The organism is Eisenbergiella massiliensis, assembly GCF_003435485.1.
Map to the genome: position 1 here is coordinate 490,643 of NZ_QVLV01000001.1, position 23,788 is coordinate 514,430.

Consider the following 23,788-nt stretch of genomic DNA (forward strand, 5'->3'; position numbering starts at 1 on the left):
AAGGACGGTTTTAATGGGATTAATCAGAGCGGCAGTACAATCGGCGGCATCGGTAATGGCGGATCAATGGGAGGAGTATTTCTACTGTGACTCCATTCCTGCCAATATCCTTGCGGTAAAAGGAAGCAAAAAAACCTCAAGAAGAGGCTCCAATAAAAAAGGAAGCGACAATGTAATTTCCAACGGTTCCGTCATTGCGGTCAATGAAGGACAGTGCATGATGATTGTGGACCAGGGCAGGGTTGTGGATATCTGTGCCCAGCCCGGGGAATACATTTATGACACCTCCAGCGAGCCCTCTGTTTTTTACGGTGATTTAGGAGAAAACATACGTAGATCCTTTGAAAATTTCGGCATCCGGTTTGCCTTCGGCGGGGAAGCGCCTAAGGATCAGCGTGTTTACTATATTAATACAAAGGAAATTGTGGGCAATAAATACGGCACGGCCAATCCGGTTCCCTTCCGTGTGGTAGACAGGAATATCGGGCTGGATATTGATATCGCCATCCGCTGCCATGGGGAATATTCCTACCGTGTGGTGGATCCCATCTGCTTTTACGTGAATGTATGCGGTAATGTGGAGGGGGCCTATTCCAGGGAGAATCTGGACAGCCAGCTGAAAAGTGAGCTGATGACGGCCCTTCAGCCGGCTTTTGCAAGAATATCGGATATGGGAATCCGTTATAGCTCCCTTCCGGGACATACGCAGGAAATCGCGGCGGCGCTGAACCAGGTGCTTTCCGAAAAATGGGTGAAGCTGCGCGGCATCGCGCTGGCATCCTTCGGCGTGAGCAGCGTGAAGGCGTCGGAAGAGGATGAGGATATGATCAAGCAGCTGCAGAAGGCGGCGGTGCTCAGGGATCCTAACATGGCGGCTGCAACAATCACCGGCGCGCAGGCCGATGCGATGAAAACCGCGGCAGGAAATAAGGCTGCCGGGCCGATGATGGCCTTTGCAGGAATGAATATGGCAGCCAATGCAGGCGGAATAAATGCGGGCCAGCTTTTTGAAATGGGACAGCAGAACAGACAAAACAATGCGGCGCCCCAGACAGGGACGGGCACGGCATCCCAGGCAGGGGCTGGCATGTCCCAGGCTGCCGGCGGCTGGACCTGCAGCTGCGGCGCTCAGGGAAATACGGGCCGCTTCTGCGCGGAATGCGGAAAGCCGAAGCCGTCAGATAACGGCTGGACCTGCTCCTGCGGCGCGGTAAACAAAGGAAAATTCTGTACGGAGTGCGGAAAGCCCAGGCCGGCGGGCGCAAAGCTTTACCGCTGTGACAAATGCGGCTGGGAGCCTGAGGATCCGGCTCATCCGCCGAAATTCTGCCCGGAATGCGGCGACAGGTTTGACGACGGGGATGTGAAGTAGAAAAAGAAAGCAGGAAGTGACTGGCAGGCCTTGTTTGGGAGGACGCCGGCTTTCCTGCTTTTTTTCAATGTTATAACCTGGATGAGCAGTTACCGGATAAAATTGGTGGTATTTCCTCTTTCCGGTTCAGGCGCATGGATTCCGGCTTCCTTACCCGCCTGGATGCAGTGCAGCAGCCAGGCCATGTTCCTGGCGAGATTGCGCATGGTCTGCAGACCTTCCTTATCCTGAAGCACCTCCTCCGGGGTATTTCCATGCACCATATTCCAATAGGAGGAACCTACAAGGGGCATGTTGGAGATGGTGAAATATTTGTTCAGCTGATCCAGCGTGGCAGTGGATCCGGCGCGGCGGCAGCTTGCCACGGCGGCGCCGGGCTTGTAAACCATACTGCTTTTCCCGGCATAGAACATGCGATCCAGGAAGGAGGTAATGCCTCCGCCCGCGGAAGCGTAATGAACAGGGGAACCGAAGATAAAGCCGTCTGCCTCCGCCGCCTTTTCGATAGCGGTGTTCACAGTGTCTTCATAGATGCATTTCCCCTTTCCGGCGCATCCGCCACAGCCCATACAGCCGCGGATGGGAGCGGCGCCGATATGGAAAATTTCAGAATCAACGCCGCATTCCTGCAGGGTCTTTGCAATTTCGGACAGTGCAGTGAATGTACAGCCATTTTTGTGGGGGCTTCCGTTAATTAATAATACCTTCATGCTATGTACCTCTTTTTTCATAATATAATCAGGCAGGGACTCTCCAGGGCCGGAAAACAGACGCTGGTCTCCCTTATCTTATTATTATAGCGCGCTACAGCCGAAAATTGACAGTAAAATAATCAAAAGCAACACGCACTTTATGGAGATTGAAACTTAATGACAGATTCCGACAGCCTTAATGGGGCTGTGTTAAGAAAAGCTATAGGGAATGACGGGATATACGTATATAGTGCGTCAGAATTAAGATTAATTTGTGACAAAACCTCTTGAAAAAAGACTTGAAGTCATTGTAAAAAGTGCCTGAAACCCGCATAAATGCTGGAGAATTTCAGGTACACGAATCTTATTGGAATCTTAATGCCACAGAAGCAATCTTAAGACTATCTTAATGCCCGGGATGCTATGCTTAAATTAAGAAAAGAGTTTAAGCGAGCATCCTTTTTCGTATCCGGAAAGCTGTGGATACGGAAAAAAGGCAAGGAGGCGATCATGAAATGACGATTCTGACAAATATTTTATTGCTGACCGCATTGACTGCATATCTGCTGATTGTAGGCTTTGTTTTTACAGGACATATGGATGAGATCCTGAAGGGATACCATTTCCGGCCGAAGGGTGCGGCGCCGGACGATGATTACGAGGTGCTCATCGGAGGCGAAGGGGAGCTTGCCATCCTGTTTGAAAAGAAGCTCCAGGAAAACGGTATCAGCTGTCTGCGGATTCCGGAGTTTGACAGCGCTGCAAGAGAAGAGCTGACGGATGTATCCTCCCGATGGCATGAGGTGGCTGGCGCGCCGGGGATGACGGTGTTCGCCCTGGATGGTTCCGATTACCATAACCTGCTGTTGTGCGGCATGGCAAACCGCCTGGCAGGGGCGGAGCAGCTGTACGGCATCTGTAATGAATCGGGAAACCGGGGGATTTACCTGGAGAACCGGATCAGGGTCCTGGAAAAAACGGGAGCGACGCCCGAAGGATTGTATCATCTTTTTGAAAGACAGAGTTCAGGCAGCAATGCCTGAGCAGCACAGCCCCGTGACTGTGGGTACGGGCGGATGCCTGCTGCCACCACGTTTTCTCACGGTTTGCGCAGTGAATGCGCAAACCTGCCTGAACTGTTACAGAGAAATAACAATAAAAAATAATAAAAGGAAAAGGATTGGGAAATGTTTCATTATATCAGAAACAAACTGACACAGGCGCAGATAATTGCGATGGGATATTTTCTGGTAATTACCGTAGGGACGCTTCTGCTGATGCTGCCTGCGGCTACAAGAAGCGGTGAGATGGCTACGCCCCTTACCGCTTTGTTTACGGCAACAAGCGCCACCTGCGTGACAGGTCTTGTTGTGGTGGATACCGCTTCCTACTGGAGTGTGTTCGGACAGTGTATCATCCTGCTCATGATTCAGGTGGGCGGACTGGGCTTTATGACCATTGGCGTGCTTTTCGCCATGTTCCTGAATAAGAAAATTTCCCTGAAAACAAGGGGAATCCTTCAGGAGAGCATGAATACCAGCCAGGTGGGCGGCGTGGTCAGATTGGTGCGTAAGGCGCTCATCGGCACCTGTATTATAGAGATGGCGGGCGCGGTTCTTCTTTCGTTCCGGTTTGTGCCGGAATTCGGGGTGCTGCGGGGAATTTATTTCGGTATTTTCCATGCGATATCCGCTTTCTGTAATGCGGGCTTTGATTTGATGGGAACAAGCAAAGGCCCTTACTCCTCCTTCACCTCATATGCGGATGATACGCTGATTAATGTAACGATTATGGGACTGATTATAATCGGCGGCATCGGTTTTTTTGTCTGGGATGATATCTGCAGAAATAAATGGCAGATAAAGAAATACAAGCTGCATACTAAAATTGTTTTGTCCTGTACGGCGATTCTCATTGTGGGAGGCGCTTTCTTTATCTATCTGTTTGAAAAGGATAACCTGATGGCGGGCATGTCCGTAAAGGAAACGGTGCTCACCTCCGCCTTCAGCTCCGTAACAGCGCGTACTGCGGGCTTTAATACCATAGATACGGCGGGGCTGACCACCAGCTCCAAGATGCTGACCGTGCTTCTGATGTTCATCGGAGGCAGTCCCGGATCCACGGCAGGCGGCATCAAGACCACCACCATTGTGGTGCTTCTCATCTATGTATGGTCCAACCTGCGCGGCGCCAGAGGCTGCAATATTTTCGAAAGAAGGCTGGAGGACGATGCGGTGAGAAAAGCCAGCGACGTGGCTGTAATCAGTCTGTGCATGGCGATTATCGCGTCCATAGCCATCCCTTATTTCCAGCCGCAGCTGGTAATGGAGGATGTGGTTTTTGAGGTCTTTTCCGCCATTGGCACGGTGGGCATGTCCACAGGCATTACCAGGGATCTGAGCGCGGCCAGCCGGATTGTCATTGTCCTGCTGATGTACTGCGGACGTATCGGCAGCATGTCCTTTGCCCTGTCCTTTATGGAACGCAAAAAGGTGGCGCCCATAAAGCTGCCGGAAGAAAAAGTAATGATAGGATAAGATAAGATGAAAACAGTATTGATTATAGGCATGGGGCGGTTTGGGCAGCATTTAACCCGAAAAATGCTGGAGCTGAAAAATGAAGTCATGATAGTGGATCAGAGGGAGGAGGCCCTGGAGGCTCTGCTTCCTCTGGTGACCAGTGCCAAAATAGGGGACTGTACCAATGAAGAGGTGCTTCACAGCCTGGGTGTGGGAAATTTTGACCTGTGCTTTGTGTGCATCGGCACCAATTTCCAGAGCAGCCTGGAAATCACCAGCCTTTTGAAGGAGGCGGGAGCCAGGTTCGTGGTCAGCAAGGCCACCAGGGATATCCAGGCAAAATTCCTTTTAAAAAACGGCGCGGACGAAGTGGTGTACCCGGAGCGTGATATCGCGGAAAGAGTGGCCGTCCGCTATTCTGCTGATAATGTATTTGATTATATCGAGCTGGATGAAGACTATTCCATCTATGAAATCCCTCCCCTGAAGGAATGGGTTGGAAAAACAATCGGCGAGGTGGATTTCCGCGCCAGGCTCAACAGCAGCATTATCGGTACGAAAATCAACGGCGAGACCAGCTTCCTCCCCGGAGCGAACCATGTATTCCGCGCGGAAGAGCACCTGATGGTAATCGGCCGTAAAAAAGATATTGATAAAATCCTGAAACATCTATAGAATAGAGACAACACAGGTTTCAGGAGGATTTATTGTGAAAGAGAAAATGGAAAGGTTTTTGAGATTATATCAGATCCGGTATGCGGGACGGCTGGCGGGGATTATGCTCATTACCTCTCTGTTTTCTTTTTTGCTTCACGGGCTGGGCATCGGTAAGGAAAATATACTGATGCTTTTTATTGTGGGGGTGCTTCTGGTGGCCTATTGTACGAATGGGTACCAGTATGGCGTAATCGCTTCCATTGTCAGCGTTATGGTATTCAATTACCTGTTTACGGAACCGGTGCGTACGTTTTCCATATCCAATCAGGATGATGTGATTCTGCTCATCTTTTTTCTTGTGGCGGCGCTCATATCCTCCAACCTGACGGTACGGTTCCGGAATCAGGTGGAGGTGGCGAGGAAAAATGAGCAGCTGGCGGAGCAGCTGACCATGGAGCAGGAGAGAATCAAGTTTGCCATGGAAAAAGAGCAGATGCGCAGCAATCTGCTGCGCAGCATTTCCCACGATCTGCGGACGCCTCTTACGGGGATTGCGGGGGCCAGCAGCCTGATCGCGGAGTCCGGGGATAAAATGGACCGGGAAAGCATTGTGAGCCTGGGCAAGGACATCAATGAGCAGGCGGACTGGCTCATCCAGCTGGTGGAAAATATCCTGAATATGACCAAGATTGACAGCGGCAAGCTGGTGGTGGAGAAAAAGCCGGAGGCCGTGGAGGATGTGATTAACAATGCGCTTTCTTATGTGAAGGGGCGGAGGAAGCAGCGCCGGGTGGAAATAGACATCCCGGAGGAGATGCTTTTGGTGGAAATGGATGGAAAGATGATCGTACAGGTGATCATCAACCTTCTGGACAACGCCATCAAGCATACGAAGGAGGACGGCTTTATCCGGATAAAAACGGAGGCGGCCCCGGAAGGGGTCTGGTTTTCCGTAGAGGATAACGGTACGGGGATCGAAGAGGTAATTAAGGACAGGATTTTTGATGAGTTTGTGACCTTCCGGCCGGTGAACCGGGATACGGGGAAAGGAATCGGCCTGGGGCTGGCCATCTGCAAGGCCATAGTCACGGCGCACGGCGGTACGATTGAGGCTCTCAACAGGGAGGAAGGAGGCGCATGCTTCCGGTTTTACCTGCCATTCGACGGGCATCTGCCGGAAAAGGAGCAATGATGGAAAACAGTGAAAAAGAAGTGAGCATCCTTATTGTGGAGGATGATAAATATATATCCAATTTTATCTGCATGAGTTTAAAGCAGGAAGGCTACCATTATCTGAAGGCGGACACCGGGAGGGAGGCCATCGGCTTAAGCTATGCCAACAACCCGGATGTGGTCATCCTGGATCTGGGATTGCCGGATATGGATGGCATGGAGGTCATAGAGCATATCAGGAGCAATTCGGACAAGCCGATCATCGTGGTATCGGCCAGGCAGGAGGAAGGCGAGAAGATTAAAGCGCTGGATCTCGGCGCCGACGATTATGTGGTGAAACCCTTCCATATGGGCGAGCTGCTGGCCAGAATCCGCGTTGCTATCCGGAAATCCGAGCAGAGCAGCGGCGGCAGCGAGCTGGGGGAAAGCTTTGAATGTGATTATCTGCGGATTGATTTTGTGAAACGCATGGTGTTTATTGACGGGAAGGAAATCCATGTGACGCCCATTGAATATAAGCTGCTTACGCTTCTGGTGAGCAACCGGGGAAAGGTCCTGACACACAATTATATCCAGAGTAAAATCTGGGGATATGGGGAGGGCGGCGATCCCAACAGCCTCCGGGTATTCATGGCGACGCTGCGGCGGAAGATCGAGAAGGATACCACCAACCCGCGGTTTATTATTACAGAGGTAGGCGTGGGGTACCGGTTTTCGGAATAAAGGGAAATGGGGCGGCCGCCGCCGGAAAGGGAGTGAGCGGAAATGAAAATGCGTGAGGAATATACCTGCCCACTGGAATTAACCCACGATATGATTAAGGGAAAGTGGAAGCCTGTTATCCTGTGGCAGCTGAGCAAGGGGCCTGCTTCCCTGTCCGCCCTGAAAAAAGAAATTGCAGGAATCAGCCAGAAAATGCTGCTTCAGCACCTGAATGAACTGCAGTCCTGCGGCGTGGTGGAGAAAAAGACCTTTGAAGGATATCCGCTGAAGGTGGAATATTTCCTGACGCCGCGCGGTCATAAGATTTTCGGCGCCGTGACCATCATGCAGGAGGTGGGGATTGAGATTATGCGGGAAGATAAAATAACAAAATAAGTAGTTTTTTGTATCCCAATAATATTATCGAGGGAAAAAAGAAATACTCCCGCAGGAATTTGGAGTCCTAAGAAACCAGAATCCTGCGGTATTCTCTTTTTTGGCTCTCTGCTGATTAAAATTACTATAAACGACAGCCCCATGAATATTTTTTTATGTGGTCCCTTTGGTCATATATTCCTTTGGAGAAAATCCGGTATACTTTTTAAATACTTTACTGAAGTAATAAGGGTCGCTGTAACCTAGTTGCGATGCAACCTCATAAATTTTAGCATTGGGTTTAAGCAATAGCTGCTTAGCGTGCCGTATTTTAGCCTGAGTTACACATTCTGTAAAACCAATGCCGTTGTTTTTTTTAAATATAGTTGAAATGTAGCCGCAGCTGACATTAAAACAGGCAGATACATCAGTTAAGGTTATAGGTTCCATATAGTGTTCTTCAATATATTTTTTTATGCTTGGAAGAAGCCAGTTTTTTTTGCTTTCAAAATCTGCTTCTACTTTTCGGCATAGATCATTAATAAATGACTGAAACCATTCGGCAGCCTGTACTGTTGTCCGGCATTTATAAAGACTGTAGTAGAAATTCTGCTGTGTGAAAATATCATCAAGTATATGTTCAGAACCTTTATAGGAAATAGCTGAAAAATGCATAATATCACTGCAGATAGCTATTGCCTGTTCGGGATCAGGGATATAATTAAGTATTAGTTCGGGAATTTGCTCCAGAATCTTTCGTAAAGTAACTATGTCATAGTTATCAAACGCCGCAGTTAATTCTTTGCGGATGATGCCAATGTTGAAGGGATGTCCTGTTTTCGGGGATAACGAGCCATAAACGACTAAAGTTTCCGAAGCGGTGCAATTGCGAAATGCTGTTTTGCTTTCATTAAACGAAGCGGAAACTTGATCAATAGAGGTAACGGGGGTACCTATTCCGGCAAAAAGGGATATATTTTGATACATCAGTATCATTTTTTGAATATGCTGTATACACGGAAGAATAAAATCTTTGTACAAATCCTGTTCTGGTTCCGGGTTAAAATACAGAACAATAGCAAAACTATTAAAATTCCAGGGAGCTACATAACAGGGGCAATAATTTTTGCATAGTCCCGTAATAAGGTTACAGAGATTTGTAAGTGCGGCGGCAGTCTTGGGCAGAGGTGAGGCTGTATCAGTAAAGGACGGTATGCCAAGATATACACAGGTATAATAGGTACCCGAAACTGTAATATCCAAATCTGTCATCATTTCATATATAGACTCTGGTGTTTCAAACCAGTTATTTAATAACTTCAGGAAGAAATTATCCACCAATGATACATGCTTCATGTATAAATCATTTTTTTCAGAGTCAGTATGCATTTTTGTTTTTTTTATTTGTAATATGGTTTTACGCAATACTTCCGCTAAGTTTTCTGAAGTAAGTTCGATTTTCAGCAGATAATCTATTGCGCCAAGTTTAATAGCCCTTTGGGCATATTCAAATTCGTTATGGCAGGATAATATAATAAAAACAGGGGATACCACTGATTCTTTTTTTATTGTCTCCATAACTTCCAGCCCATTCATAACAGGTATATTTATATCCATCAGAACGATATCGGGGGAATACATGCGGATTTGCTCTATAGCTTCTTCTCCCGTGCTGGCAACGTTGATAATTTCAATCTCATAATCATTGTAATTGAGAATAGAACGGAGCCCCATTTGAATAATAGGTTCGTCATCAACAATTATCATTTTATACATAGCACTTTGCCCTCCTAAAACATAATGGGATAACGAATGGTAACCTCAGTGAATTGATTTAATTCACTGCGTATTCTGATTCCATAATGCTCTCCATATTCCAACTGTAAGCGGCGATTAATATTTTTTAACCCAATTTTTTTGAAAATTTGTTCTTCTGTTATGTCTTCTGCAGTTGATAAAATCCTATTGATTTCTCTCTGAGATATTCCAATGCCATTATCAGTGATTATAATGATCAGATCAGATTGCTCTTTTTTCACACGTAAATGTATTTGTCCAGGCTGCTTTTTTGTACTTAATCCATGAAATATTGCATTTTCTATAAGCGGCTGCAGAGAAAATTTAAAGATAAGACTGTTTAACAGTTCTTCATTCTCAACTTCCAATGAGTAGCTGAAACTGTCTCCATATCTATAACGTTGAATTGTAATATAATGGTTGAGAAGTTCCAGTTCATCTCGCAGGGTAATTTTGGAATTTTTATTTTTCGAAATATTTTTCATGATTTGCGTAAGCGAATCCAACATTTCCGTAATACCGGGAGCATTTTGGATTATGGCCATCCACTTAATGGTATAAAGTGTATTATATAGAAAATGAGGACTGATTTGATTCTGCAGATTATCCAATTCCAGCTGCCTTTTTTCATGTTCTGTTTCTAATTGTTGATTCATAAGTCTTTGGATACTCATCGACATAACATTTATTCCTTTACCAATATGCCCAAATTCATCTGATGTTTCCAAGGATGAATCCGTAGTAAAATTACCGCCCGATATGGAATCAATCTGGCAGCTGATTTTGGTTACGGGATCAGAAACGGTACGTTTTAAAATATAGCCCAGTACAAGGAAACTGATAAGAAGTATCAAAATATAAGGAATAATAATTTTTTCAAATTCGTTATAGCTAAACAAAGTTTTAGGGTCAGGAAGCGTTTGAATCAGCATCCAGGGGGCATTTCTAGTGCTGATACACAGCGCTTTTTTATTGTCTTCATTTTCTGTAAGGTATAAAAGAGAACTGGTATCTGATGGAGAAGCATCCTGTATACACAGATGGGTTTCTACAAAGTTCCCATTATCATATCGATAAGCTTTGTTTTCAATCATCCAATAATAAGTAGAATCAAAGGCCTGAGGATGGGAAGTGAGTTTCCCTGCTACAAAGGAAGGATCTAAAGCAATATATAACCAGCCATTGATTGCGCCTGTTGAACTGTTAATAAGCGGCCTGATGATTGGAAGAGAAGAGGTTCCGGGACGGGAAGATGAAAATAATTCTGGTTGTAAACCAATCCATTCATAATCAGATGCATTGAGCAGTGCATCAAAATATGGAAGATTTCTGCATATTTCCACATCTTTATTGATACCATAGGACTTTCCCTGGATAATAAATTCACCCGTTTTAGAAACTAATATTATCTTATTGATATAGTTTTCTATAGAGGAGTTAAATATTTTAGCATTCAGCTGTTCATAAGCTGTCATGGAAATTGGATAAGATGTATAAGCTTGGTTTTTCATACCACTGGCGAAACGGGAAATCTCGATATTAGTTGAACAAAAAAGTATCACTTGATATAAATTATCTAATTCTCTTTCTATATTAGAAGCTATGAGATCCAGATTGTAGTTAACAGTTTGAATTTGTTCCCTTTCAAAAGATTTATGCATGAAACGGTATATTTGGTAGGAAAGCAGTAGTGATAAAAAGATAGAAGTAATTGTACAGAGTAATATCATTTTCATTTTCAGTGTATGAAGCAGTTTCATAATCAAGTCTCCAATAATTTAAATATTACAACACATTAGTCATTGCTTTGTTGATATTATACTATGATTTAAAAGAAAAGAAAAACTAGTCTGACAAATTTACTAAAATATGAAAATATTCCATCCTGTAAGTAAAAAATATAAAAAATCTACTGATTACAGGTAGGAAATTCCATTGTTTTCCACGCATGAAAAAAAGATAATAGGGTTACAACAACAAACGGCCAAAGTTGCATGCAACAAACTTAATGAAAAGGAGAAGTTCTTATGAAGAAAGGGTATTTAGGAAAAACAATGAGGTTGCTGGTAAGCCTGATAGTAGCAGGTTCTATGCTTGCAGCATGTGGCAAACAGCCCGCCGTAACAGAAAGTACGGAAGCTGCCGGGGAAAAAACGGAAACTGTGCAGACAGACGGCTCAACAGCTTCGGAAACAGAGGTCGAAGACTGGGAAAGTGAACCTATCGTTCTGAAGGCGACTATAGTTGATTATGCAACTTGTGGTTATTTTGAGGAAGCGATGAATAAATTTACCGAAATGCATCCCAATGTAACATTTGAACCCATTGATATTCTTAATTCGGATTATATTGAGAAAGTGACAACAATGATGGCCGGGGGAGAAGATATTGATTTAATCTACTCTAAGAACAACCAGCAATATATGACACTTGTTTCAAATGGGCAGGTAGAGGATCTTATGCCCTATATAGAGAGGGATGGCGTAGATTTATCTATTTATAGTGGGGCGGCTGAAAAATTAAGCATAAATAATCAGATATTCGGCTTGCCGTTTAGAAATGATTTATGGCTTCTGTTTTATAATAAAGATTTATTTGATAAAGCTGGCGTTGCATACCCAACGGATGATATGACCTGGGATGACTGGGCACAGATGTGTAAAGAGATGACCAGCGGAAGCGGGACTGAGAAGGTTTATGGCGGCTATTTACAAAATTGGCCGGCAAGCGTTCAGAACATGACAATACAGGATGGAAAGCACACAACGATAGAAACAGATTATGAATTTATGAGAGATGCTTACCAAAGAGTGTTGGATCTGCAGGATAACGGCTATATTATGGATTACTCTACAATTTCCACAGGAAGCCTCCACTATACCGGAACATTCTTTAATCAGCAGGTAGCTACCGTATATCAGGGCAGTTGGTTTATTACTTATTTGCTGGAAGAAACAAATGCGGGAACACTTCCTTTTAAATGGGGTATGGTAAAAGCTCCTCATACCGCTGGCGGCCAGTCGGGAGATGCAGTAGGAGCAGCATTCCCTATGTGTGTAAATTCAAAATCCAAGAATAAAGAGGCGGCATGGCAGTTTATTAAATACCTTTGCAGTGAAGAAGGCGCAGAGATTATGGCAGCTAATGGTGCACTTCCTGCCGTACGTACAGATAAGGTTATGGAAATATATCTGAACCAGGAAGGCTTTCCTGAAGGATGTGAAAGTGCATTTGATGTAACGCAGTTATCTTTTGAGGTCCCTGTACATGAAAAATCAGGAACAATTGGAACCATACTGAATGAAGAAAACAGTTTGATTATGACAAAAAGTCTCTCACTGGATGATGGACTGAAAGAATTGACAGAGAGAGTAAACGAAGCATTGAATGAAGAATAGATAAGTGGAAGGGATGCTCCAGGACACAAAGACCGGTTTTATAAGGACGTTTTGGAACATCCCTTCAATAAAAAAGGAAGGGACAGTATATGAAGAAAATTTCTTCAAAAACATTTAAAAATAACATGATAGCCTATTCCTTTATAGCCCCTAATTTTATTGGGTATCTCATATTTACGTTAATTCCGGTAGTGTTTACTTTGGTATTATCTTTATGTGAGTGGAATGCCGGGGATAAATTTTGGTTTGTAGGATTGAAAAACTATCAAAGAATGATCAAAAACAGTACATTTAGAATCTCATTGTTTAATACGTTGTATTATGCTGTTTGTACTGTGCCGGTAACTATGATATGTTCACTTGGACTTGCCAGGCTGCTTAATACGGCAATAAAAGGGAAAACAGTTTTCCGGTCAGCGATATTTTTTCCACATGTTGCAGCAGTAGTCGCCATAGCGGCTGTATGGAACATGATGTTTAATCCGGATATGGGACCTGTAAATATGCTTTTGCAATCAATTGGGATTGAAAATCCTCCCCGGTGGGCTGCATCTACCAACTGGTCTATGCCTGTGGTAATTCTGGCATCTATATGGCGAAATGTGGGCTACTATATGATTATATATCTTGCTGGCCTGCAGGGAATTCCCGGAGAATTATATGAAGCGGCAAAAATGGATGGTGCGTCAGGATGGCAGAGTTTTCGAAGAATAACGGTACCAATGCTGACCCCGATTACCTTTTTTGTCAGTATTATGTTGACAATTTCCTGTTTTAAGGTATTTGATTTAATTTATACTATGACGGAAGGTGGCCCCGGCAGATCTACAAATGTTCTGGTTATGCATATTTACCAGAGTGCATTTACCGAATACAAATTTGGATATGCCAGTGCGGTGGCCATGGTACTTTTTGTAATTGTTTTAGTTATTACTCTGATACAATTCCGGGCCGAGAAAAAGTGGTCAGATTATATGTAAGAAAAAGGAGAAATGGTGATAAATATGAAAATAAAGCTAAGACCACTCCTCGCAAAAGTGTTAATATATATTCTTCTTATTGGCATCAGTCTGATTATGCTGATCCCCTTTGCGTGGATGCTTACATCATCCTTCAAAATGAATAAGGATGTATTTACATATCCTGTAGTATGGTGGCCAAAGGAATTCATAACAAGTAATTACGTTCGTATTTGGGAAGAAATCCCCCTTTTAAGATATTTCTTTAATACGTCAAAGCTTACAGTTCTTATTACGATTCTGCAGCTGCTTACCAGTACTTTTGCTGCTTATGCATTTGCAAAAATGAAATTTCCCGGAAAAGATTTTTTATTTTTAAGTTACATATGTACAATAGCCATGCCATGGCAATCCTATATGATACCGCAATTTATTATAATAAAGAAAATGGGGTTGGTAAATACTCATTTAGCACTGATTATACTGCAGAGTTTTACTGCATTTGGAGTGTTTTTAGTAAGACAGTTTTATATGGAAATACCAAATGAGATATGTGAGGCGGCGCGTATTGATGGTATGAGCGAATATGGAATATATGCAAAAATTATGCTTCCCCTATCCAAACCGGTAATAGCAACACTGACGATCTTTTCCTTCACAACCATTTGGAATGATTTTATGGGTCCCCTTATTTACATTAATTCCCAAAATCTGAAAACAATCCAATTGGGCTTGAGAAGCTTTATAACGGAGTATTCTTCAGAGTATTCTTTAATTATGGCGGGATCTGTAGTCGCTTTAATTCCGGTATTAATTGTTTTTGCATGTCTACAGAAATACTTTGTGGAAGGTATCGCATCAACCGGATTAAAGGGTTAATGGCGGTTAGGAGTATGGATGAAAAAAAAGACTGTAAATAATTTCAAATTATTTATGTATGAACCTTTCGAACTTCTTTCGGAGAAAGAGGTAATGCAAATAAAAGAGAATTATGACGATCCCGAAAAAGGATATATGATTCCGCATATGCCCATGCAGGTACATGAGGTATTGATATATCATAAGGTGATTGTGGATCCGGGTATAACCGGCAGCGGAAAGGAAAGCACTTGGATCTCGGAAAAGGATTGGGTTTATGCTGCTCAAGTTTTTTGTAATGAACCAATAGCAGATAATGAAACCTGGAAATTGCATATTGACGGGATAGATACTCTGGCCGATATTTATTGGAATGGAAAGCGAATAGCCCAGAATGAAGATGTTTTTTTACCGATAGAGGCCGATATTTCTGAAATTGTAAATAACGCCAATTTTTTAATTATTCATGTTCATTCCAGCCATAATAAACTGAAGCAGATAGAAATTCCTGACAGATACCTGGGAAAAGAAATGCCAAAACAGGCTATGCTGCGCGTTTTTTTCAGAGGTTATGACGATTATCTGGGATATCCTCCCTATTTAACGAGGGTAGGTGTATACGATGATATATGGTTAGAGCATGGAGAACAGGGTATCCATTTTGTGGATATATCAGTGCAGACTTTGAGAAAAATAGGAACGGAATCGCAGGACATAAAGGAGTCAGTATTAGGACGTGTCTGTGTGAATACAGAGTTCCTCAGCGATCTTGCGGCAGAGTGCAATCTGTTCCTTTCGTGCGGTTTATATGATGATAATAAGTGTATTGCCAGCCGTGAAATCAGCGTAAAGAGTCTGAATGCAGAGATTATTTTAGAAGTAGAAAATCCAAAACTGTGGAATGTGATACATAAGGGAGCTCCCTTTCTTTATCAATTAAAAATTACGTTAAAGTCAGGGGAAGGCATGATAGATGAAGTACGGAAAAAGATAGGTTTTCGTTGTCTGGAAAAAAAAGGAGATATGGATTTTGTTATAAATGGTCTGCCTTTAAAATTATGGGGAGCAAATATGGCGCCTCTTGATAACAAAACCGGCTGTTATCAGAAAGAACGTGCTGAAAAAATAGTAAAAATGGCTGTAGAAGGGAATATGAATTGCCTTCGGATTTGGGGAGGAGGAGACAGGCTTCCGGACAGCTTTTATGATATGTGCGATGAAGCTGGAATATTACTGTGGCAGGACTTTTTTCATGATTATTCCATGTATCCGGAGGAAGCCCGCTTCAGGGAGTTGTGCAGAAAAGAGGCAGAATATCAGGTAAGGAGACTTCGGCACCATCCCTCCGTACTCCTTTGGTGCGGAAGTAATGAAAGTATAATGTGCAGAGATTTTTCAAATCCTGGGCGGGAATGCATCGGGTACGGTATATATGAAGAAGATTATCGCCAAATTTGTAAAAAATGGGATCCTCAGCGATATTATCATCTTTCCTCACCAAGCGGCGGTTCTTATGCAAATGATCCGTTAGAAGGCGATACCCATAGCTATACAAGTACCTGGTTTGTTCCCGGAGGGGAATATCCTGTTTTTCTAACAGAAAATATGAGATCATTTCCTCCGGCCTATCATTCTATGGAAAGAATGGTGGGAAAGGAAAAGCTTTGGCCCCCATTCTATACAGGACAAATGATAAAAGGAAATATATTCCCATGGCCAGAAACATGGCGTCCTTTTACTTCAGCCGACAGTTGGAAAAAGATTTCAGAAGTTGAGCAGTTTTATGATGGTAATGATCCAGAATCTATGATTTACAGATTTCAGGGTTCTGTGGGTAGATATATGACAAAATGTGTAGGGAGATATCGCAGGGGAAGAAAGTATGAGGAAAGAAAAGATAATATAAGAAGGTGTAAAGGGCATCTTTGGTGGAAAATAAATACCAGCGCACCGCATATTTATTCAGGTCTTCTGGATTACTATATGGAACCCTCACTTCCATATTTCGCATTAAAACGGGCATATCAGCCTTTTCAACTGTTTTTTTCGATAGATGACTATATCGGATTGTGGGCTGTGAATGACACTATAAAAGAAATTAGGGGAAATGTTTTTATTAAGTTATTTAACATAAAGAAAAATTATCCCATAGCTTTTACAAAGACTTCTTTTTCTGTGATGCCGGATCAGTCGCTTTTTATTATGGATTTAAACCAGTTTCAGCAATTTCCGATGAATGAGAGTATTTTATACGCTGTGGCAGTGGATGAAGGAGGAAATATCCTGACAGAAATTATTGATTTTGCGGATATAGAAAGGCATATGGAGTTTCCAGACTGCAAACTAAGCCTGTCTTGGGAGAATGAAATGCTTGTTATTGAGACAGATTCTTTTGCGAGAAATATAGTTCTTCAGGCGGAAGAGAAAGGCGATTATTTCGGCTGGGAATTCAGCGATAATTATTTTGACTTGTTACCTGGAGAAATAAAAAAGGTAAAAATAAAAGGAAATCATAAAATGGGAAGGATTCATGCGAAGGCCTATTATTCAACACAGGAAACAGTAACTATATTAGAACCTTTTACATAAGAAAACGGAGGAGGTATGAATATGAACTACGAACCGGCTAAAAAAAATATAATGGCGCAGGAGGAATTCCCTTTGAATGATCCGCCTGAATTTCACTATAAACTACTTCCATATGGTGAAAGGCCATATTGGTCTCCTGATGGAAAACGGATCGCTTTTATTGAAAGTAATTATGGAGATGTTTGTGAAATTAATATAGAAACCAGGGAAGTAAGAAATTTAACCAAAGATCTTGGAACACACCATTCTTTCTTGCGTGTACTTTTCCTGCCTAATGGCGATTATATTTTAATTGGTCCCAAAGAATTTAAAGATCGATATATAAGCAGACGTGTGGAATCTGAGTTGTGGATTATGGACAAGGATGCGAAATATCCGCCCAAACCGCTGGGAAGAAGAATATTTGAAGGCTGCGGAGTGTCAAGGATTGCAAATCGAATCACATATTCAATGAATGGAAACCATGATCCATCTATTGGCAGCCCTGAAGATTTTGAAGTGCATGTTACAGAAATAAATTATGGAGAAAACGGCCCTGAATTAGGGGAAGATAAAGTTATATACCGCTCACACGGATATGATCCGGAACCGCAGGATTTCCGGTTGGAAGATTCGGAAGTTATAATGGCTGAATATTACAATCCGCCCGAGGTCGATAAAGCAGATTATTTCTGTACTGTAAAAGGGGTCAATATTAAGACGGGTGAGGTAAAACTGTATATTTCAGAATCGCATATTCATAATGAATGTGAAGGGATATTTCCGGATGAAGAGTATATATGTTTGGAATCCTCCTGTGATGGAGGCGCTTTATCAAATACAATTGATTTATGGAAGCTGAAGCTTGATGGTTCCATGGAAAGAACAAGAATGACAAGGATGCTGTGGAAAAAGCCATGGAGAGCAACAAATTCCAACGTGAGCCCTGATGGAAAATGGCTTGCCTTTATGCTGAACATTTGCGGTTCAGAGGCGGGGTATGGTATGGGATTGGGACTTTTGGATTTAGAAGCGTGGGGAAAAAGTAAATATGCCAAAATGACGGAAACTGTCCAGTCACGTAACGGAAGAAAGACTAATCCGAAAACAGGGGGATACATATGATTAAAAGAGAATTAGGAAATACCGGTTTGCAGGTTTCAGTGCTTGGATTTGGAAGTATGGAAATAGGCAGGTTGAGGTATGAAGAAGCGGAGAAGCTTTTAAATGAAGCATTGGACGGCGGCATTAATTTTGTAGATTCTTCACCCTGTTACGGTATTGCAGAAGAGTATGTGGGCAAAGCGATAGGACGGCGGAGAGATGAATATATTCTTGCTACCAAATGTGGCTGTAATGTAGGTTCTCATGGAAAATTCAGTCTTGGGCCGGATCATATTTGGACGGCTGATCAGCTATATAAGAATATTGACCGCAGTCTTGAACTTTTGCAGACAGAATATATTGACATATGGCAGTTACATGGAATTATGCCCGATTATCTTTCAGGAGGAGCACAGGATGAAGTGATAGCTGCAGCTGAAAGTATCAAAAAAAGCGGCAAGGTACGTCATATTGCATTCAGCTGCAGAAATGGTTCTCCTGATCAGCCAATGTATCCGGCCCTCTTTGGATATCAGGCTTGTAAAGAAATGCTTCAATGGGATAAATTCGAGGTAATTCAATTGATTTATGGAGCGTTGATTAGGACGAATGAAAATATTATAACGCAGGCAAAAGAAAAGAATATAGGAATAATCTGCAGGGGGGCAGTGAAGAAATATTTTGATTATTATGATGAACTTTTTAAAAAGTCAAAGCTGGATGAATTATGTGACAGCGGAGAAAGTGCAGCTGATTTTTTAATCCGTTTTGCAATTAGTCATCAGGCTATTGGGACAGTAATTGTTGGTACAGGAAATATAAAGCATTTGAAAGCTAATATCAGGGCGGCTCAGAAAGGGCCCCTATCAGAAGAGATATACGCGGAGGCTAAGAGAAGGCTGGATAATGCAGGAGTATGGCCAAAATAAGTTATGCCTATCAGAATCCATATAATAAAGGCGGGAATATTATGAGAATCCAAATACCTTATGGTAAGGAAACCTTGGAGGCAAACGTTGAAGATAAAAGAGTCGTTGGCGTTATAAACAGTAAACTGGACACATTTTCTGCAGGAAAGGGAGAACATGAACTTATATCGGATGCGATGCAGAATCCGATAGGGACAGCGCCTCTTTGTGAATTGGCAAAAGGCAAGAGCAAGGTAGTTATTATTGCAAGCGACCATACGCGTCCTGTTCCCAGCAAGTTAATTATACCAGATATGCTGAGAGAGATTCGTAAGACAAATCCAAGGGTGGATATCACTATTCTTATTGCGACAGGCTGTCACAGAAGTACCAGAAAAGAAGAGCTGTATGACAAATTCGGAGAAGAGCTTGTCAAAAAAGAAAAAATAATCATTCATGACTGTGATTCCACAGATATGAAATACTTGGGTAAATTGCCCTCGGGAGGAGAACTTTGGATAAACAGGCTGGCTGCAGAGGCCGATTTGCTGATAGCGGAAGGGTTTATTGAACCGCATTTCTTTGCCGGTTATTCAGGCGGCAGAAAAAGCGTTTTGCCGGGTATTTCTAGGCGGGATACGATATATGCAAATCATTGCGCGGAGTTTATCGAAGATCCTAACTCCAGATATGGTCAGATAAAAGATAATCTGATACACAGAGATATGATTTATGCGGCCCATAAAGCAAGGCTGGCCTATATACTAAATGTAGTAATTAATTCCGCACATAAAGTTATTGGCGCGTTTGCCGGAGATGTGGAGCTTGCCCATAAGGAAGGGGTCATGTTTTTGGAAAGTCTGTGTAAAGCCGGACGGATCCCGGCAGATATTGTGGTTGCATCAAATAATGGATATCCTATGGATCAAAACATATATCAGACTGTGAAAGGGATGGCAGCTGCTGAAAAAACTGTCAAAACAGGGGGCGTAATTATAATGGCTGCAGCCTGTGATGATGGCTGCGGCGGGGATGCATTTTATAAGATATTTAGTCATGCACAGTCTGCTCAGGATGTATTGGATAAAATATTAAAGGTGCCGAGGCATAGGACGCAGGCGGATCAATGGCAAGCCCAGATAATGGCCAGAATTTTATCACAGCATGCAGTGATTCTTATCAGTAAATGTCCTGAAAAAATGGTAAAGAATCTGCATATAGTACCAGCATTCGATTTTAAAGATGCATTGGCAAAGGCAGACAGGATATTGGGTTTTAACAATGGAACTATAACATTTATTCCGGAAGGGATTACAAGTATTATTCAATAAGGAAGGATAAGATATGAATATAGTATTAATGGAAGGTCTGGGAGTGGACAAAGCATTTCTGGATGAACAGGCAGCAAAACTGGAAAAAATGGGCCATACATTTACTGTTTATGAAAAAAGTACGGATGTATCTGTACAAAAAGAAAGAGGTAAGGATGCGGATGTTATTATATTGGCTAATATGCCTTTGAAAGGAGAGGTAATACAGGCATGTAAAAAACTGAAATTTATTGATGTAGCCTTTACCGGAGTTGATCATATTGGCATGGAAGAAGCAAGAAGCAGAGATATTGCAGTGAGTAATGCTTCGGGTTATGCAACACAGGCCGTTGCAGAGCTTTGCATCAGCTTTATGATACAGCTTCTTCGAAAGGTAAAGCAAACAGAAATAAGATGCCGTGAAGGAGGAACAAAGGAAGGCCTTATCGGAAATCTTCTTAGGGGCAAAACGGTAGGAATTGTAGGTGCAGGAGCCATAGGAAGCGGCGTGGCATCTTTGTGTAAAGCATTTGGGTGTCATGTGATTGTATCGAGCAGAAGAAAAGCGGTAGATACAAATATATTTGACGAACAGGTTACAATAGAGGATTTATTGAAGCGTTCTGATATTGTTTCACTACATTGCCCTTTAACAGAAGATACCAAGAATCTTATTGGGAAAAAAGAACTGACGTTAATGAAAAAAAATGCAATTTTAATAAACACTGCCAGAGGAGCAGTAGTGAATTCAGCAGATCTGTCGGAGGCGTTAAGGAATGGTACAATTGCCGGCGCGGCAAGCGATGTGTTTGAGACAGAACCTCCGTTGGATTTGGAGCATCCATTACTTCACTGCCCTAATATTATTGTAACTCCACATATTGCATTTGCCTCGGTAGAATCTATGAAATTAAGAGCAGAAATTGTATTTGACAATCTTTATTCCTGGCTGAATGGTGAGCAGAAAAATAAAGTGTAAGAAAGGACTGCTGCAGATGAAAATTGTAGTAGCAATGGATTCTTTTAAAGGCAGTATGACATCGATGGAAGCAGGGAATGCCGTTAGGGAAGGCATACTTGAAGTTTTACCAAAGGCGGAAGTCGTCGTCAGGCCTGTAGCAGATGGAGGAGAAGGAACTGTAGAAGCAATGGTCTCTGCTTGGAGAGGAGAATTGGTTCAATGTCTGATTACAGGCCCAAACGGCAGTAAAGTAACGGCTGCCTATGGGGTATGTGCTGAAAAAAAGACAGCCATAATAGAAATTGCGCAGGCAGCAGGTTTGATGCTGATGCAGGAGAAGAATCCATGGAAAGCCACAAGTTATGGAATAGGTGAGATGATTCTTCATGCTATCGGGCAGGGCTGCAGAAAGTTTTATATCGGATTAGGGGGAAGCGCAGTAAATGATTGTGGAATCGGAATGCTGGAGGCTTTGGGAATATGTTTTTATGATAAAAATGGGAACCGGCTGAAAGCCATTCTTCCTAATCTGGGTAAAATAGAAAAAATAGTTGATACCGGAAAATGCAAAGACTTAGAAGCGTGCACATTTATTACGGCTTGTGATGTAAACAATCCGTTATGTGGGATTAACGGTGCAACTTATGTATTTGGACCTCAGAAGGGGGTACGGCCGGAAGAAAAGGAATTGATTGATCAGGATATGAGACATTTTGCAAGTGTTTGTGCAGCCTTTTGTAGGAAAGATATGCAGGATGCTCCGGGAGCCGGTGCCGCAGGCGGTCTTGGGTTCGCCTTTTTCAGTTTTTTAAATGCTGGTGTACAATCTGGGATAGAGTTGATTTTAAATGCTTCAGGATTGGAGAAGGAGTTAGAGAAAGCGGATATTGTCATAACCGGAGAAGGACAACTGGATGAGCAGACAATGATGGGCAAGGTACCGGTTGGTATTGCAGCATTGGCTAAAAGGAATGGCTGTATGGTAATCGCTTTAGCCGGTAATGTAAAAGTCGGTAAAAACTGTAATAAATATGGTATTGATGCTTTTTTTTCAATTCAAAAGGGTACAATAACTCTTCAAGAGGCAATGAAAAAGAACACTGCCTATATTAATTTAAAGGACACGACAGAACAGATTTTCAGAGTGATTTCAGGAAAGAAAGTTTCAACAGTTTAAAAACAGATTCCTGTAAAAAACAAAATTCTGTTGAATTCCCTCTTTTTTGGATACCGTAGGTTAAAAATCTGTATTAACCGACAGACCCTTTATAACTGCCATTTAATAGTTACTAAAAAGTGTGTACTTTACCAAAGGAAGGCAGCCAGTTATAATGGGGAAAAAGGAGGGCGAGCGATGAAAAATGCGGAAAACACAATAGGAAATCTGATTGATAAGCAAGGGGTGGCTTTTATCAGCTCCGTGGACGGGGATGGCTTTCCGAACACCAAGGCCATGCTGCCGCCGCGTAAAAGAGAGGGTATCAGGACATTTTATTTTACTACGAATACATCATCCATGAGAGCGGCGCAGTATCGGGATAACCCAAAAGCCTGTATTTATTTCTGCGACAGGCGCTTCTTCAGGGGCGTTATGCTCAAAGGGACGATGGAGGTTTTAGAGGACAGCGAGAGTAAGGAAATGATTTGGAGAGAAGGGGATACCATGTATTACCCGAAAGGTGTCACGGATCCGGATTACTGCGTCCTGCGGTTTACGGCTGCCGAGGGAAGATATTACAGTAATTTCAAATCGGAAACCTTTGAAATCTGACAGGCGAAACAGGTACGGGCCGGAAAACATAAATGTTTTTCGGCCCGTATCTATTGTCAGCAGATAACCAGAACCGCTTATCTGCTGAGAAAGCAATTTTATTTTTTCCCCAAAAGGCGCTTTTTAAAGGCCTTAATTTTATATATGGAATTACTCGTATAGAGCACGGCGGTAATTAACATCCCCAAAGACAGTCCGCTGCAGAAGGAAGCTATGGCTTCCGTAATTCCCTGGCCGGCAAGGCCGGTTACATCCAAAGCCAGGTAGATGAGAAAGCTTACAACTCCGATCCATGAAAAAATATGGAGTTTTTTCATCATTTTCATTTTTTCATCATTACTGTAATCTGCTACCTTTAATACGGTTTCTTCCAATTCTTTATTCATTTTCCCACTTTTCCTTTCTCCATCAAGTATTTCACTCAATTCAACATTATAATAATCGGATATCCTGATTAAGATATCCAGGCTCGGCAGATTGCTACCGGTTTCCCATCTGGATACGGTTCTGTCAGAAACATACATCAATTCTGCCAGCTGTTCCTGGGTAAGGCCTTTTTCTTTTCGAAGCTCCTTCAGAAAGCTTCCGATTTTTTTCTGATCCACCGGGTATTCCTCCTTTCAACAGCAATCATAGAACAAATCGAATGAAAAAAACACGACAC

At 42.6% G+C, this 23,788-nt stretch carries 21 protein-coding genes; 17 read left to right on the forward strand and 4 right to left on the reverse strand.

What is annotated here, in order from left to right; translation table 11 throughout:
• The first annotated feature begins 13 nt into the window (after positions 1 to 13).
• Positions 14 to 1,372, forward strand: a complete 1,359-nt coding sequence (locus tag DXC51_RS01975; protein ID WP_117543605.1) for an SPFH domain-containing protein — start codon at positions 14 to 16, stop codon at positions 1,370 to 1,372.
• Positions 1,373 to 1,461: 89 nt separating this feature from the next.
• Here DXC51_RS01975 and DXC51_RS01980 read toward each other — a convergent pair whose 3' ends face one another.
• Complete coding sequence (locus DXC51_RS01980; protein WP_035322673.1) at positions 1,462 to 2,082, reverse strand: flavodoxin family protein; 621 nt, start codon at positions 2,080 to 2,082, stop codon at positions 1,462 to 1,464.
• A 497-nt stretch (positions 2,083 to 2,579) separates the two neighbouring features.
• Here DXC51_RS01980 and DXC51_RS01985 point away from each other — a divergent pair, with 497 nt between their 5' ends.
• The 6 genes from DXC51_RS01985 (at position 2,580) to DXC51_RS02010 (ending at position 7,511) form a co-directional block, all read left to right on the forward strand.
• Positions 2,580 to 3,107, forward strand: coding sequence for a hypothetical protein (locus DXC51_RS01985; RefSeq protein ID WP_021637638.1), 528 nt, complete (start codon positions 2,580 to 2,582; stop codon positions 3,105 to 3,107).
• A gap of 144 nt (positions 3,108 to 3,251) precedes the next feature.
• Positions 3,252 to 4,601, forward strand: a complete 1,350-nt coding sequence (locus DXC51_RS01990; RefSeq protein WP_021637640.1) for a TrkH family potassium uptake protein — start codon at positions 3,252 to 3,254, stop codon at positions 4,599 to 4,601.
• Positions 4,602 to 4,607: 6 nt separating this feature from the next.
• Complete coding sequence (locus DXC51_RS01995) at positions 4,608 to 5,258, forward strand: potassium channel family protein (RefSeq protein WP_021637641.1); 651 nt, start codon at positions 4,608 to 4,610, stop codon at positions 5,256 to 5,258.
• Positions 5,259 to 5,292: 34 nt separating this feature from the next.
• The gene (locus tag DXC51_RS02000) at positions 5,293 to 6,432 is read left to right on the forward strand and encodes a sensor histidine kinase (protein WP_021637642.1); all 1,140 of its coding nucleotides are present in this window, start codon (positions 5,293 to 5,295) and stop codon (positions 6,430 to 6,432) included.
• Positions 6,429 to 7,136 (forward strand): response regulator transcription factor, encoded by a 708-nt coding sequence (locus tag DXC51_RS02005; RefSeq protein WP_117530650.1) that lies wholly within the window; start codon positions 6,429 to 6,431, stop codon positions 7,134 to 7,136. The genes DXC51_RS02000 and DXC51_RS02005 overlap by 4 nt, the downstream gene beginning before the upstream one ends.
• Before the next feature lie 42 nt (positions 7,137 to 7,178).
• Entirely contained in the window at positions 7,179 to 7,511 is a 333-nt protein-coding gene (locus DXC51_RS02010) for a winged helix-turn-helix transcriptional regulator (protein ID WP_025488246.1), read from the forward strand.
• A gap of 153 nt (positions 7,512 to 7,664) precedes the next feature.
• On the opposite strand, the gene DXC51_RS02015 is transcribed toward DXC51_RS02010, so the two are convergent.
• The gene (locus DXC51_RS02015; RefSeq protein WP_025488247.1) at positions 7,665 to 9,266 is read right to left on the reverse strand and encodes a response regulator transcription factor; all 1,602 of its coding nucleotides are present in this window, start codon (positions 9,264 to 9,266) and stop codon (positions 7,665 to 7,667) included.
• A 14-nt stretch (positions 9,267 to 9,280) separates the two neighbouring features.
• Positions 9,281 to 11,047 carry a sensor histidine kinase gene (locus DXC51_RS02020; RefSeq protein ID WP_025488248.1) on the reverse strand — a complete coding sequence of 589 codons (1,767 nt, stop codon included), beginning with the start codon at positions 11,045 to 11,047 and terminating at the stop codon, positions 9,281 to 9,283.
• 267 nt (positions 11,048 to 11,314) lie between these two features.
• Between DXC51_RS02020 and DXC51_RS02025 the strand changes: the two genes are divergently transcribed.
• The 10 genes from DXC51_RS02025 to DXC51_RS02070 all read left to right on the forward strand — a co-directional run bounded on the left by DXC51_RS02025 (position 11,315) and on the right by DXC51_RS02070 (position 23,124).
• A complete protein-coding gene (locus DXC51_RS02025; protein WP_117530649.1) occupies positions 11,315 to 12,685 on the forward strand; it encodes an ABC transporter substrate-binding protein in 1,371 nt (456 codons plus the stop codon).
• 89 nt (positions 12,686 to 12,774) lie between these two features.
• A complete protein-coding gene (locus DXC51_RS02030) occupies positions 12,775 to 13,665 on the forward strand; it encodes a carbohydrate ABC transporter permease (RefSeq protein ID WP_025488249.1) in 891 nt (296 codons plus the stop codon).
• Positions 13,666 to 13,689: 24 nt separating this feature from the next.
• On the forward strand, positions 13,690 to 14,523 hold the full coding sequence (locus tag DXC51_RS02035) for a carbohydrate ABC transporter permease (RefSeq protein ID WP_025488250.1): 834 nt from the start codon (positions 13,690 to 13,692) through the stop codon (positions 14,521 to 14,523).
• 18 nt (positions 14,524 to 14,541) lie between these two features.
• Entirely contained in the window at positions 14,542 to 17,091 is a 2,550-nt protein-coding gene (locus DXC51_RS02040) for a glycoside hydrolase family 2 protein (RefSeq protein WP_025488251.1), read from the forward strand.
• 21 nt (positions 17,092 to 17,112) lie between these two features.
• Positions 17,113 to 18,195 (forward strand): TolB-like translocation protein, encoded by a 1,083-nt coding sequence (locus DXC51_RS02045; protein ID WP_025488252.1) that lies wholly within the window; start codon positions 17,113 to 17,115, stop codon positions 18,193 to 18,195.
• Positions 18,192 to 19,103, forward strand: coding sequence for an aldo/keto reductase (locus DXC51_RS02050; RefSeq protein ID WP_025488253.1), 912 nt, complete (start codon positions 18,192 to 18,194; stop codon positions 19,101 to 19,103). The genes DXC51_RS02045 and DXC51_RS02050 overlap by 4 nt, the downstream gene beginning before the upstream one ends.
• A 38-nt stretch (positions 19,104 to 19,141) precedes the next feature.
• On the forward strand, positions 19,142 to 20,413 hold the full coding sequence (gene larA, locus DXC51_RS02055; RefSeq protein WP_025488254.1) for a nickel-dependent lactate racemase: 1,272 nt from the start codon (positions 19,142 to 19,144) through the stop codon (positions 20,411 to 20,413).
• A gap of 13 nt (positions 20,414 to 20,426) precedes the next feature.
• On the forward strand, positions 20,427 to 21,371 hold the full coding sequence (locus DXC51_RS02060; RefSeq protein ID WP_025488255.1) for an NAD(P)-dependent oxidoreductase: 945 nt from the start codon (positions 20,427 to 20,429) through the stop codon (positions 21,369 to 21,371).
• Between the two features lie 16 nt (positions 21,372 to 21,387).
• Positions 21,388 to 22,530 (forward strand): glycerate kinase family protein, encoded by a 1,143-nt coding sequence (locus DXC51_RS02065; protein ID WP_025488256.1) that lies wholly within the window; start codon positions 21,388 to 21,390, stop codon positions 22,528 to 22,530.
• Positions 22,531 to 22,707: 177 nt separating this feature from the next.
• On the forward strand, positions 22,708 to 23,124 hold the full coding sequence (locus DXC51_RS02070) for a pyridoxamine 5'-phosphate oxidase family protein (protein WP_025488257.1): 417 nt from the start codon (positions 22,708 to 22,710) through the stop codon (positions 23,122 to 23,124).
• 98 nt (positions 23,125 to 23,222) lie between these two features.
• On the opposite strand, the gene DXC51_RS02075 is transcribed toward DXC51_RS02070, so the two are convergent.
• Positions 23,223 to 23,729 (reverse strand): helix-turn-helix domain-containing protein, encoded by a 507-nt coding sequence (locus tag DXC51_RS02075; protein ID WP_025488258.1) that lies wholly within the window; start codon positions 23,727 to 23,729, stop codon positions 23,223 to 23,225.
• Between the last annotated feature and the right edge of the window lie 59 nt (positions 23,730 to 23,788).

Coding starts and splice junctions, on each gene's coding strand:
- DXC51_RS01985 (WP_021637638.1), top strand. CDS start 2,580: ATGACGATTCTGACAAATATTTTATTGCTGACCGCATTGACTGCATAT.
- DXC51_RS02040 (WP_025488251.1), top strand. CDS start 14,542: ATGAAAAAAAAGACTGTAAATAATTTCAAATTATTTATGTATGAACCT.
- DXC51_RS02005 (WP_117530650.1), top strand. CDS start 6,429: ATGATGGAAAACAGTGAAAAAGAAGTGAGCATCCTTATTGTGGAGGAT.
- DXC51_RS02025 (WP_117530649.1), top strand. CDS start 11,315: ATGAAGAAAGGGTATTTAGGAAAAACAATGAGGTTGCTGGTAAGCCTG.
- DXC51_RS01990 (WP_021637640.1), top strand. CDS start 3,252: ATGTTTCATTATATCAGAAACAAACTGACACAGGCGCAGATAATTGCG.
- DXC51_RS02060 (WP_025488255.1), top strand. CDS start 20,427: ATGAATATAGTATTAATGGAAGGTCTGGGAGTGGACAAAGCATTTCTG.
- DXC51_RS02065 (WP_025488256.1), top strand. CDS start 21,388: ATGAAAATTGTAGTAGCAATGGATTCTTTTAAAGGCAGTATGACATCG.
- DXC51_RS02070 (WP_025488257.1), top strand. CDS start 22,708: ATGAAAAATGCGGAAAACACAATAGGAAATCTGATTGATAAGCAAGGG.
- DXC51_RS01975 (WP_117543605.1), top strand. CDS start 14: ATGGGATTAATCAGAGCGGCAGTACAATCGGCGGCATCGGTAATGGCG.
- DXC51_RS02045 (WP_025488252.1), top strand. CDS start 17,113: ATGAACTACGAACCGGCTAAAAAAAATATAATGGCGCAGGAGGAATTC.
- DXC51_RS02050 (WP_025488253.1), top strand. CDS start 18,192: ATGATTAAAAGAGAATTAGGAAATACCGGTTTGCAGGTTTCAGTGCTT.
- DXC51_RS02020 (WP_025488248.1), bottom strand. CDS start 11,047: ATGAAACTGCTTCATACACTGAAAATGAAAATGATATTACTCTGTACA.
- DXC51_RS01980 (WP_035322673.1), bottom strand. CDS start 2,082: ATGAAGGTATTATTAATTAACGGAAGCCCCCACAAAAATGGCTGTACA.
- DXC51_RS01995 (WP_021637641.1), top strand. CDS start 4,608: ATGAAAACAGTATTGATTATAGGCATGGGGCGGTTTGGGCAGCATTTA.
- DXC51_RS02035 (WP_025488250.1), top strand. CDS start 13,690: ATGAAAATAAAGCTAAGACCACTCCTCGCAAAAGTGTTAATATATATT.
- DXC51_RS02015 (WP_025488247.1), bottom strand. CDS start 9,266: ATGTATAAAATGATAATTGTTGATGACGAACCTATTATTCAAATGGGG.
- DXC51_RS02030 (WP_025488249.1), top strand. CDS start 12,775: ATGAAGAAAATTTCTTCAAAAACATTTAAAAATAACATGATAGCCTAT.
- DXC51_RS02010 (WP_025488246.1), top strand. CDS start 7,179: ATGAAAATGCGTGAGGAATATACCTGCCCACTGGAATTAACCCACGAT.